The sequence below is a fragment of the Mesorhizobium sp. M1A.F.Ca.IN.022.07.1.1 genome, from assembly GCF_003997575.1.
Taxonomy (GTDB): Bacteria; Pseudomonadota; Alphaproteobacteria; order Rhizobiales; family Rhizobiaceae; genus Mesorhizobium.
In genome coordinates this window covers 1-11,758 of record NZ_RZST01000185.1, presented here as the reverse complement: position 1 = coordinate 11,758, position 11,758 = coordinate 1, and the positions used below count along the sequence as shown (strand labels likewise).

General features: G+C 63.8%; 9 protein-coding genes. 4 read left to right on the top strand and 5 right to left on the bottom strand.

Annotated elements, in window-relative coordinates:
* On the bottom strand, window positions 1-4,522 hold a 4,522-nt coding region (locus EOA75_RS20045; protein WP_348628670.1), incomplete at its 3' end, for a HAMP domain-containing protein.
* On the opposite strand from EOA75_RS20045, the gene EOA75_RS35790 reads away from it, so the two are divergent.
* Entirely contained in the window at window positions 4,523-4,741 is a 219-nt protein-coding gene (locus tag EOA75_RS35790) for a hypothetical protein (RefSeq protein WP_292092141.1), read from the top strand.
* A 158-nt stretch (window positions 4,742-4,899) separates the two neighbouring features.
* Here EOA75_RS35790 and EOA75_RS20040 read toward each other — a convergent pair whose 3' ends face one another.
* Window positions 4,900-6,399, bottom strand: coding sequence for an ATP-binding protein (locus EOA75_RS20040; RefSeq protein ID WP_127324974.1), 1,500 nt, complete (start codon window positions 6,397-6,399; stop codon window positions 4,900-4,902).
* Between the two features lie 208 nt (window positions 6,400-6,607).
* Here EOA75_RS20040 and EOA75_RS20035 point away from each other — a divergent pair, with 208 nt between their 5' ends.
* Window positions 6,608-6,862, top strand: a complete 255-nt coding sequence (locus tag EOA75_RS20035; RefSeq protein WP_067318808.1) for a hypothetical protein — start codon at window positions 6,608-6,610, stop codon at window positions 6,860-6,862.
* Between the two features lie 96 nt (window positions 6,863-6,958).
* Here the strand turns inward: EOA75_RS20035 and EOA75_RS20030 are convergent, their stop codons facing one another.
* A complete protein-coding gene (locus tag EOA75_RS20030; protein ID WP_095823478.1) occupies window positions 6,959-7,444 on the bottom strand; it encodes a hypothetical protein in 486 nt (161 codons plus the stop codon).
* Window positions 7,445-7,644: 200 nt separating this feature from the next.
* Between EOA75_RS20030 and EOA75_RS20025 the strand changes: the two genes are divergently transcribed.
* The gene (locus EOA75_RS20025; protein ID WP_067318812.1) at window positions 7,645-8,010 is read left to right on the top strand and encodes a RidA family protein; all 366 of its coding nucleotides are present in this window, start codon (window positions 7,645-7,647) and stop codon (window positions 8,008-8,010) included.
* Between the two features lie 29 nt (window positions 8,011-8,039).
* A complete protein-coding gene (locus tag EOA75_RS20020; RefSeq protein WP_127324973.1) occupies window positions 8,040-9,263 on the top strand; it encodes an amidohydrolase/deacetylase family metallohydrolase in 1,224 nt (407 codons plus the stop codon).
* Window positions 9,264-9,268: 5 nt separating this feature from the next.
* On the opposite strand, the gene EOA75_RS20015 is transcribed toward EOA75_RS20020, so the two are convergent.
* Both EOA75_RS20015 and EOA75_RS20010 read right to left on the bottom strand, forming a co-directional pair.
* Window positions 9,269-11,059 carry an NAD(P)/FAD-dependent oxidoreductase gene (locus tag EOA75_RS20015; protein WP_127214024.1) on the bottom strand — a complete coding sequence of 597 codons (1,791 nt, stop codon included), beginning with the start codon at window positions 11,057-11,059 and terminating at the stop codon, window positions 9,269-9,271.
* A 50-nt stretch (window positions 11,060-11,109) separates the two neighbouring features.
* On the bottom strand, window positions 11,110-11,758 hold a 649-nt coding region (locus EOA75_RS20010; RefSeq protein WP_164747460.1), incomplete at its 5' end, for a MurR/RpiR family transcriptional regulator.

Genomic DNA, 11,758 nt, shown 5'->3' with positions numbered 1-11,758 from the left:
GGATCGGAATGTTCCTGGTCTTCTCGTCATGCCGCAGAAGGTCGAAAAGCACCCAGCCGTCGATGTCTGAAAGGCCGAGATCGAGCGTGATGGCATCGGGCATCAGCTTGCGGGTCAGTGCAAGCGTGCCGGAGCCGGCCGTTGAAAGTACCCCCTTCAGTCCGGCGGATCGAGCAAGACCGAGCAGCAGCCCTCCAAAAGTCGGGTCGTCCTCGACAATAAGCACCACCCTGTCCGAGGGGTTGATCGTGTCACGATCGTCCGCAAGTTCTGGGGTACCCGAAGTGTCTTCTGGCTGGACGCCCGCCGCGATAAAGTCGGCAGGCGAAAGCTCGATCGGCGCCGCCAGGCTGCTGCTGCGCGGGCCATCGAAGGGGATGACCAAGGTGAAGGTCGATCCCTTGCCTGGCTCGCTTTCGACGCGCAGCTCACCGCCGAGCAACCGGGCGATTTCCCGGCTGATGGAAAGGCCGAGGCCAGTGCCGCCGTATTTGCGGCTGGTCGTGCCGTCGGCCTGCTGAAAGGCCTCGAAGATGAGCTTTTGCTTGTCTTCCGGAATGCCGATCCCGGTATCGGTAACGGCGATCGCCAGCGCCCGGGGCGGCGCCGCACCGTTTTTGCGGCCGGTTCTCTCGGCATGGATGTTCAGGATCACCTCGCCATTGGAAGTGAATTTGAAGGCATTTGACAGCAGATTGAGCACGATCTGCTGCAGCCGCTTTTCGTCCGTGCGGATCGTCTCAGGCAGGGCTTGCTCGATCTTGATGGTGAAGCCGAGCCCCTTGTCAGCCGCAAGCTGTCTGAAAGTCCGCTCCATATGCTGGCGCAGGTGTGCGAGCGGCATGTCGTTGATTTCGATCGACACCGTGCCGGACTCGATCTTGGAAAGATCCAGTATGTCGTTGATGAGGCTGAGCAGGTCGGTACCTGCCGAGTTGATCGTACGCGCGAAATCGATCTGCTTGTCGTTCAGATTCCCCTGCTGGTTTGTCGCAAGCAGATTGGACAGGATCAAAAGCGAATTTAGCGGCGTCCTCAGCTCGTGACTCATGTTCGCCAGGAATTCGGATTTGTATTTGGAGGTCAGCGCCAGCTGCTCGGCCTTCTCCTCCAGAGCCCGCCTGGCCATCTCGATCTCGAGATTCTTGTTTTCCACCTGCTTCTTTTCATTCTCGAGCAGTTGCGCCTTTTCCTGCAGCTCCTCATTAGTGGCGTGAAGCTCTTCCTGCTTCTTGGTGAGCTCGGTCTGACGCGACTGCAGTTCGGACGTCAAAAGCTGCGATTGCTTGAGAAGCCCTTCCGTGCGCATGGTCGCAGCGATCGTGTTGAGCACGATACCGACCGATTCCATGAGCTGCTCCAGGAAAAGGCGGTGCGTATCGCTGAACCGGCTGAACGAAGCGAGTTCGATGACCGCCTTGACCTCGTCCTCGAACAATGCCGGCAGGACGATGGCGCTCGCCGGCGGGGCCTCGCCCAGGCCGGAGGTGATGCGCAGGAAGCTCGATGGGACGTCATCGAGCATGATTGCCCGTTTGTCGGCGGCGCACTGCCCGATCAGGCCTTCGCGGAAGTCGACCCGTTGGCGGACGGTGGCCTTGCCTTCGGCGGCGTAGGACGCGGCCAGTTCCAGATAGGATTCTTCCTCGTCGCGATTGGTGACGTAGAACAGGCCATATTGCGCGTTCACCAGCGGCGCGAGCTCGGAAATGATCATCCGCGAAACCGTGGCAAGGTCCCGCTCGCCCTGCAGCATGCGCGAGAAACGGGCGAGATTGGTCTTCAGCCAATCCTGCTCGGCATTCTTCAAGGTCTGGTCCTTGAGGTTGCGGATCATCTCGTTGATGTTGTCCTTCAGCGCCGCGACCTCGCCGGAGGCCTGCACGCTGATCGAGCGGGTGAGGTCGCCCTTGGTCACCGCGGTCGACACTTCGGCGATGGCCCGGACCTGGGTCGTCAGGTTCGCCGCCAGCTGATTGACGTTGTCGGTCAGGTCGCGCCATAGGCCGGCGGCGCCCGGCACCCTGGCCTGACCGCCGAGCTTGCCCTCGATGCCGACCTCGCGAGCCACGTTGGTCACCTGATCCGCGAAAGTCGCCAGCGTCTCGATCATGCCGTTGATCGTGTCCGCCAGCGAAGCGATCTCGCCCTTGGCATCGACCGCAAGCTTGCGCTTCAGGTTGCCCTGGGCAACGGCGGTCACGACGTCCGCAATGCCGCGCACCTGGTTGGTCAGATTGGTCGCCATCAGATTGACGTTGTCGGTCAAGTCCTTCCAGGTGCCGGCCACGCCCTCCACCCGAGCCTGACCGCCGAGCTTGCCTTCGGTGCCGACCTCGCGCGCCACGCGCGTCACCTCGCCGGCGAACGAGTTGAGCTGGTCGACCATGGTGTTGATGGTCGACTTCAGCTCCAGGATCTCGCCCTTGACATCGACGGTGATCTTCTTGGACAGGTCGCCTCGCGCCACCGCTGTGGTAACTTCGGCGATGTTGCGAACCTGACCGGTGAGGTTCTCGGCCATCGAGTTGACATTGTCGGTCAGGTCCTTCCAGGTGCCGGCGACGCCGCGCACCTGTGCCTGACCGCCGAGCTTGCCTTCGGTGCCGACCTCGCGCGCCACGCGCGTCACTTCCGAGGCAAAGGAGTTCAATTGGTCCACCATCGTGTTGATGGTGTCCTTGAGCTCCAGGATTTCACCGCGCACATCGACCGTGATCTTTTTCGACAGATCGCCGAGCGCGACGGCGGTCGTCACCTCCGCAATGTTGCGCACTTGGCCCGTGAGATTGGCGGCCATGGCGTTGACGTTGTCGGTGAGGTCCTTCCAGGTGCCGGCGACGCCGCGCACCTGCGCCTGTCCGCCGAGCTTGCCGTCGGAACCCACTTCGCGCGCGACGCGCGTCACCTCCGAGGCGAAGGAGTTCAACTGATCCACCATCGTATTGATGACGTCCTTGATCTGCAGGATTTCGCCCAAGGCGTCGACGGTGATCTTCTGGGTCAGGTCGCCGGTGGCGATTGCGGTCGCGACCTTGGAGACGTCGCGCAACTGCACGGTCAAATTGCCGGCCATCGCGTTGACATTGTCGGTCAGATCCTTCCAGGTGCCGCCGACGCCCTCGACATGCGCCTGACCTCCCAGTTTGCCTTCCGAGCCCACTTCGCGCGCCACGCGGGTGACCTCCGACGCGAAGGAATTGAGCTGGTCCACCATGGTGTTGACGGTGTTCTTCAGTTCGAGGATTTCGCCCTTCACATCGACGGTGATCTTTTTCGAAAGGTCGCCCCTGGCAACGGCCGTGGTCACATCGGCGATATTGCGCACCTGCCCGGTCAAATTGGCGGCCATCAGGTTGACGTTGTCCGTCAGGTCCTTCCATGTGCCGCCGACTCCGCGGACTTCAGCTTGGCCGCCCAGCTTGCCCTCGGTGCCAACCTCGCGTGCCACGCGTGTGACTTCCGAGGCGAAGGAGTTCAGCTGGTCCACCATCGTGTTGATGGTGTTCTTCAGCTCCAGGATCTCGCCCTTCACATCGACGGTGATCTTCTTCGAGAGGTCACCCAGTGCCACCGCGGTAGTCACTTCGGCGATGTTGCGCACCTGACCGGTAAGATTCGCCGCCATGGAATTGACGTTGTCGGTCAGGTCCTTCCAGGTGCCGGCGACACCGCGCACCTGTGCTTGGCCGCCGAGCTTGCCTTCCGTGCCGACCTCGCGCGCCACGCGCGTCACCTCGCCGGCAAATGAGTTGAGCTGATCGACCATGGTGTTGATGGTCGATTTCAGTTCCAGGATTTCGCCTTTCACGTCGACGGTAATCTTCTTGGAGAGGTCGCCCAAAGCCACCGCCGTCGTCACATCGGCGATGTTGCGGACCTGGCCGGTCAGGTTGGCGGCCATCAGGTTGACGCTGTCGGTGAGGTCCTTCCAAGTACCGCCAACGCCCTCGACACGGGCCTGGCCTCCGAGTTTGCCCTCGGTGCCGACCTCACGCGCGACGCGGGTCACCTCCGAGGCGAAGGAGTTGAGCTGGTCCACCATCGTGTTGATGGTGTTCTTCAGTTCGAGGATCTCGCCCTTCACGTCGACGGTGATCTTCTTCGACAAGTCGCCAGACGCGACAGCCGTAGTCACCTCCGCAATGTTGCGCACCTGGCTGGTCAGGTTGGTCGCCATCGCGTTGACATTGTCGGTCAGGTCCTTCCAAGTGCCGGCCGCCCCCCTGACGCGTGCCTGACCGCCCAGCTTGCCTTCGGTGCCGACCTCGCGCGCCACACGCGTCACCTCCGACGTGAAGGAGGCGAGCTGCTCAACCATGGTGTTGACGATTTTACCGATGCGCAGGAATTCGCCACGAAGCGGCCTGCCGTCAATTTCCACCATCATGGATTGGGACAGATCGCCCTTGGCGACCGCGCCGATGACGCGGGCAACTTCCGCGGTGGGCTGCACCATGTCCTCGATCAGGTCGTTGACCGAACGGACGCTCGATTCCCAGCTGCCTTTGGCGTTCCTCACATGGCCGCGTTCCCCGATGCGGCCGTCCTTGCCGACGACCCTGCTCAGCCGCGCAAATTCTCGCGCCATCTGGTCGTTCAACTCGACGATCTGATTGAATGTGTCGGCGATCTCGCCGTTCAACCCTTCATAAGAATTCTCGATGCGGACGGAGAAGTCACCGTTTCGAAAGGCTTTGAGGGCGTTGAGAATCTGACGGGAATCGAATTGTTCCTTTGACGAACGAGAAACGCCCACACTCCCCTCCGCGCCTGCCCCGACAGCTAAATTAAGCCGAGGGCCAGAACGCATCGCGGCCTGTTTGGTTCCGTGCCTGTTTGAACAGGTGGTTAATCAGATGTGGCGAAGCTTGCCGTAGAGACACTCAGGCCGGATTCTTATGCAGCCGAACTGCCCGGCTCTTCTTCTCCGGCATTCGGATCGCCCGGGGCCGTTGCCCAGGCGAGCTCGACCAGCGTCACCGTGCGGCGGCCAACACCGTCGATCTGGCACACGATCAGCCCCTGCTCCTCGATGTAATCGAGCAGCCGCCGGGCGCGACGCAGCGAATGCGAGCCATACGCGCGGGCGATCGCCGCGTCGCTCGGGCAGGGCCAGCCTTCCTTCGCCGCCCTCGCGATCATCATGAACACGCCCTGCATGTCCTCCGGCAGAAGCGATGCGCGCACGGAGATGTCGCGCCACGCGTCGTCCTCGGCGATGTCCGAGCCGACGCCGGCGCGGGCGCGCGTCAGCATGCGTCGGAATTCCGAAAGGTCGGGCACCACCGAAGCGAGTCCTTCGATTCGGCAGCGGACCACGAACTCCTGATAGAGCACGCCGATGACGCGGAATCCGGCATCGGGCTCAGCCAAGATAGCGCGCAGGATACGGTCCATCCGCCCGCGCCGCTCGGCGAGGTCCTCGGCGCTCGGCTGCGGCTCGGCCGGCTCGGGGCGGATGTCGAGCGGCGCGGCCTTGGCCGCCATCAATTGATCGAGCAGGTCGGGCGAAGGCCGGCGCTGCGGCCGGACCGTCTCCGGCGGCGGTGCCGCGAGGATGATGGCGCGCGCATCTTCGAGCGTCGCTTCGGGCAGCGGCATCAGCCGCGGCGTGCCGTTGCGCGGGCTCGTCTCGGTCGATCCGATCCGCACGCTGAGCGGGCGGCGCGACAGCGCCGGACCGAGCGCCATGAAATGCCCGCGCTCGAGATCGCGGAAGGCTTCCGCCTGCCGCCGCTCCATGCCGAGCAGGTCGGCGGCGCGCGCCATGTCGATGTCCAGAAAGGTGCGGCCCATCAGGAAGTTGGAGGCCTCCGCCGCGACGTTCTTGGCGAGCTTCGCCAACCGTTGCGTGGCGATGATGCCGGCAAGCCCGCGTTTGCGGCCGCGGCACATCAGATTGGTCATGGCGCCGAGCGAAAGCTTGCGCGCCTCATCCGAGACCTCGCCTGCAGCAGCCGGCGCGAAGAGCTGCGCCTCGTCCACCACCACCAGCATCGGATACCAATGGTCGCGCGCGACCTCGAACAGCCCGCCAAGGAAGGCTGCGGCGCGCCGCATCTGGTTCTCGGCATCGAGCCCTTCGAGGTTTAGCACCGTCGAGACGCGGTGGATGCGCGCTCGCTCGCCGGCCGCCTGCAGGCCGCGCTCGGTATGATCCTCGGCGTCGATCACAAGATGGCCGTAGCGCTCACCGAGCGAGACGAAGTCGCCTTCGGGATCGATGATGGTCTGCTGCACCCAGGGCGCGCTCTGCTCCAGCAGCCGGCGCAGCAGATGCGACTTGCCCGAGCCCGAATTGCCCTGCACCAGCAGGCGGGTCGCCAGCAGCTCCTCAAGGTCGAGGGCCGCCGGCGCGCCTGCCGACGTCTGCCCCATCTCGATCGCAACCGTCATATTCTCGACTCGGATAGTCTCCCTGCGCGGGAGGGACTTAGCAACCGGCGCGCGGGGCGTCGAGCATGGGGCCAAGGGCTCGGCGCGATGTTCCACACTTAACGGCAGGCCATCGCCAGCTGAACTGGTCCGACCACCATTTCGCTGGCGCAATCCCCCGATCAGCGTATCATCCCTTGAGGGAGGGGTTCATGGCAGGAGGAGGCTTATGAACGTCGCTGCGGAAGTGCCCGTCATAGACCTGACGGTGCAAGACATTGTTTCGTCTGCTCTTTCGAAATTTCGCGCCGGCGACACTGTTTCGACCCGGGCAATGCTCGATGCCATCCGCCAATCGGACCCCGCCTGCGGAGACAGCGACGACCATCTGGTCGAACTGATCGTCATGGCCGCTGTTGGTAAGACCATGGGCGTCGTCTTCGATCACCGCTCGCCCGACGAGCGGTTGCCGCGCCTGTCCTAAACCTCGTTGCGCTGAAAAGGATTAGGCGAGGCGCTGTAAATCCTTGTTTGGGGCATGTCGGTGTCCCAGAACGCGCGTACGTCCGGGCGACATGCATTAGCTTCCCAGCGGATGCGGCATATAACCGACGAAGCCGGTGATCTTCCAGCGCCCGCCGACCTTGCGGCAGAAGTAGAGCGTCTGCCATTTCAGGCGGTCGACGCTGCCGTCGGCCTTGGCGATCGAGCCGTCGAACTTCTTGTGCAGCACAGCACGATCGCCGTCGACGTCGATGTCGCGCAGATTTGTGACGCGGAAAATCGCCTCGCGCAGCGGCTCGGCGAATTCCGTCGCGGCTGTTTCCTTGGCCTGCCGCAGCCATTCGTCGCGATAGATTTCCAGCTTGGGAAACTGCAGCCGCCAGGCGTCGGCATTGGGCAGGAAATGCGCATGCATGCCGAAGAAGCTCTCGGCGATGAAGTCGTCCTCGACCAACGACCAATCCTGGCCGAGGAAGGCGTCGATGTCGCGCCGCACCAGCATTTCCCACAGCGCATGGCGATCGGCATCGCCTTCCGGAAACGGATTCTTGTCAAAGGTCATGTTGGTTCTTCCCCTTGCGTTCGATCAGCAACCCATCGGTCGCATCTCAGGATTCGGGGTGCAGGATGCTCACGATTTGTAATAAAGCAACATGAATTTCCGAAAAAATGTTGCTTTCCGACATTGCCTCTTGGAGGATCACCTCTACAAGCGTAGACGGCTGCAAGAACGGTCCTTACGCTCGACAACAGGAGATTCATTTGCCCAAGCAGTGCTTCGGAAAGTCGCATGTCCCGCTCTCGCCTGCCGTCCGCGCCGGCGATTTCGTCTATGTCTCCGGCCAGGTGCCGGTGGGCAGCGACGGCCTGGTAGTCAAGGGCGGCATAACTGACCAAGCCGAGCAGGTGCTGCAAAACGTCAAGGCTGCGCTGGCGCTGGCCGGATGCACCATGGACGACGTGGTGAAGACCACCGTCTGGCTCGAGGACGCCCGCGATTTCGGCGCCTTCAATACGGTTTATGCCAGGCACTTCCCGAACGACCCACCGGCGCGCACCACCGTCGAGTCGCGCCTGATGATCGACATCAAGATCGAGATCGAGGCCGTCGCCTACCGGCCGGTCTGATCGCGGCCAGACAGCAACGGAGGCGCGGAATGCAGTTCGATCTGTTGATCAAGGGCGGCCGTGTGATCGACCCGGCTTCCGGGTTGGATGCGCCGCGCGACATCGCTGTCGCCGATGGCCGAATCGCCGCCATCGAAGCGACCATCGATAGCGAGACCGCCGATGAGGTGGTCGACGCCGGGGGCTGCATCGTCACCCCCGGCCTCGTCGATCTGCACAGCCACGTCTACTGGGGCGGCACCTCGCTCGGCGTCGACGCTGACCGTCTCGCCGCCAAGAGCGGCACCACCACCTTCATCGATGCCGGCAGCGCCGTCGCCGGCAATTTCCTGGGGTTTCGCCGCCATGTCATCGAGCGTTCGAAGGTCCGCATCCTTGCCTACGTCAACATCTCGTATGCCGTCTTCTTCTTGTACACCAAGACCATATCCGTCGGCGAATGCAGCGATCTCAGGCTCTGCGAGCCGCGCGAGACGGTGGCCGCGGTGCGCGAGCACGCCGCCGTCGTCGTCGGCGTAAAAGTCCGTTCCGGGAAGCATGCCGGCGGCACCAGCGGCATCGCGCCGGTCGACCTCGCGCTCGAAGCCGCAGACCGAGCCGGCCTGCCGCTGATGGCGCACATCGACGAGCCGCCGCCCGGCCGCTGGGAAGTGCTGCCCAGGCTCCGCCGCGGCGACATCCTCACTCACTGCTTCCGGCCGTTCCCCAACGCGCCGGTCTTCGCTTCGGGCGCGGTGCGGCCGGATATGCGGCAGGCGCGCGAGCGCGGCGTCATCTTCGACATCGGCCACGGCATGGGCTCCTTCGACTTCGAGGTGGCGAAGGCGATGCTGGCGGAAGGGCTGGCGCCGGACGTCATCTCGAGCGATGTGCATCTCTACTGCGTCGACGGCCCTGCCTTCGATATTCTCGTCTGCATGTCGAAGCTCATGGCGCTCGGCATGCCGCTGGTCGAGGTCGTGCGCGCCGCAACGCAGCGCCCGGCCGAAGCGATCGCCAAGCCCGAGCTCGGGGCGCTTAAAGTCGGCGGCATCGGCGATGTCGCGGTGCTGAGGCTGCAGCCCGGCCGCTTCACCTTTGTCGACGCGGTCGGTGCGTCACTTATTGCGGACCAGCGGCTGGTCTCGAATGGCATCGTCATTGGCGGCAAATGGTGGCGGAACGAGACGCCCGACCACAATGAGACCGAGCGCTTCGAGGCCCATGCGCACCACACGCATGTCGAGGTTGCGGCCAGGCACTTCGGGCGCTGATTGGCTCACCGTCGCGAATTGCTCGGCTCGCCATAGACCGGCGTCGCAATCCCCTCCATCCGCGCCTTGAGCTGCAGCGCCACGAACTTCGAATAGAAGCGCGACAGCGCGAGATTGCCGCCGTGGAACCATAGCGCCTCCTGGGCGGTCGGCTTCCACATGTTGCGCAACTCGCCCTGCCACGGGCCGGGATCGCCCTTGACGCCGGAGCCGAGGCCCCAGCACGGCCCGACCTTGTCGGCTACCTCCCGGGAAACGATCCCTGCCACGGTCTCGTTCATCGACTGGTAGCCGGTGCAGGAGACGATCGCGTCGACCGCCAGCTCGCTGCCGTCCTCAAACAGGATGCCGGTCGGCGTCAGCGATTTGATGCCGACGCCGCTCTTCACCGCGATCTCGCCGTTCAGGATCAGCTCGCAGGCGCCGACATCGATGTAGTAGCCGGAGCCGGTGCGATAGGCTTTCATAAGCAGTCCGGTCTCGTCCTCGCCGAAGTCGATGGCAAAGCCGCTGTCGCTGAGGCGCTTGTAGAAATCCGCGTCGCGCTCGCGGATGACGTCATAGAGCGCCCGCTGGCCTTTTGGGACCAGCGCGAAGGGTGTCGAAGCCACGATCATGTCGGCCTTGTCGGTGGTGATGCCCCGCGCCAGCGCCTTTTCCGAAAAGATCTCGAAGCCGACCTCCATCAGCGTGTCCGACTTCACCACCGTCGTCGGCGAGCGCTGCACCATGGTGACCTTGGCGCCGGCTTCCCAGAGGTCGACGCTGACATCGTGGCCGGAGCTCGCCGCGCCGATCACCGCGACGTGCTTGCCGCGGAATTTCTCGCCGGTCGAGTACTGGCTGGAATGCAAAAGCTCGCCTTTGAAGCTGTCCGCGCCAGGCAGATCGATCTGCCGCGGCGGCCCGTAGGCGCCGGTGGCGAACACGATGTGCTTCGGCTTCAGCGTGATGCGCTCGCCGGCGCGATCGACCACCACCGTCCAGAGCTTTTCGGGCTCGTCATAGGCCGCACTGATGCATTTGGTGGCGACCCAGTAGTTCAGCTCCATGACGCGGGCATACATTTCGAGCCAATCGCCCATCTTGTCCTTGGGCGTGAACACCGGCCAGTTTTCCGGGAACGGAATGTAGGGCAGATGGTCGTACCAGACCGGGTCGTGCAGCACGAGCGAGCGGTAGCGGTTGCGCCAGGAATCGCCGGCGCGCGCGTTCTTCTCGACGATGAGGGTGGGAACACCGAGCTGCCGCAGACGGGCGCCGAGCATGATGCCGCCCTGGCCGCCGCCGATCACCAGGCAATAGGGCTGCTCGTGCACGCCGAGCTCACGCGCCTCGCGCGCTCTTGCTTCCGCCCAGGTCTCGCGTTCGGGATCGGCCTTGTGGCGGATGCCGAGCGGCCGGGCAGGCCCCTTCTGCTCCTCGAAACCCTTGAGCTCGCTCATCGCCGTGAACAGCGTCCGGCAGCGGCCATCCTTGAGCCGCAGGATGCCCTCGCCTCGCGCCACGGCCGTCTCGAAGCTGAACCAGGCCTCGATGACGCCGTCGGCGACGCTTGACTCCCCGGACAGGCGCCAGTGCGATGGTTGCGTCGAGGAAAGCGTCGCCTTGAGCATCTCGCGGACCGCCGGTTGGCCGTCCACGGTCTTGATGTTCCATGTGAAGGTCAGCAGATCGCGCCAGTAGCAATCGTCCACGAAAAGGTGCGTCGCCGCCTCGATGTCACCCGCCTCGAGCGCGCGGCCGAATGTGCCGAGCCAGGTTGCCGCCTGTTGCGATGGTGCGATGTCGAGCATTGATGTTCGTTCCCCTGAATACGCAGATCATAGCCGCGTTGCGGCTGTTCTCAGTCGCCGAGCGGCTCCATCTCCTTCCCCGTCCGATGGATCTGGGCGTTATATTTGATGCGGCGCACCGTCTCGCGCGCCGGGCCGTCGAGCTTGTAGGCGGACGCGACCGCGAGCAGGTCGATGGCCGCAAGGAAGGCGTAGCGCGAAGCTGTCGGCTTCAGCGTGTCGGGATATTCGGGAACCGCCATCGTCAGCTGGACATCGCAGACGCGTGTCAGCTCCGTGTCCGGCGCGGTCACGCAGATCGCGTCGGCGCGATAGTGCTTGGCAAGCTCCACCGCCTCGATCACCTCTCGGGTACGGCCGGTCGCCGATATCGCGATCACCACATCGCCCGGCTTCAGCGTCGAAGCCGTCATGCGCATCAGATACGGATCGCATTGCGCGCTGATGGTGATGCCATAGCGAAACAGGCGATACTGCGTCTCTTGCGCCAGCGCCGATGAGCTGCCGCCAAGTCCGAATACCGTCACTTGCCTGGCCTTGGCGATCAGCTCCGCCGCTTTCTGCAACTGCCCTGGATCGATCTGCCGTTCGGCCTCCTGCAGCGCGCGGCGCGCTTCGCCGAAGACGGCGTTCCAGAACGGCATGCCGCTGTCGCCGTTCGTGGGTTGCGGCTTGGTGCTAAGATAGAGCGCGCCGCCG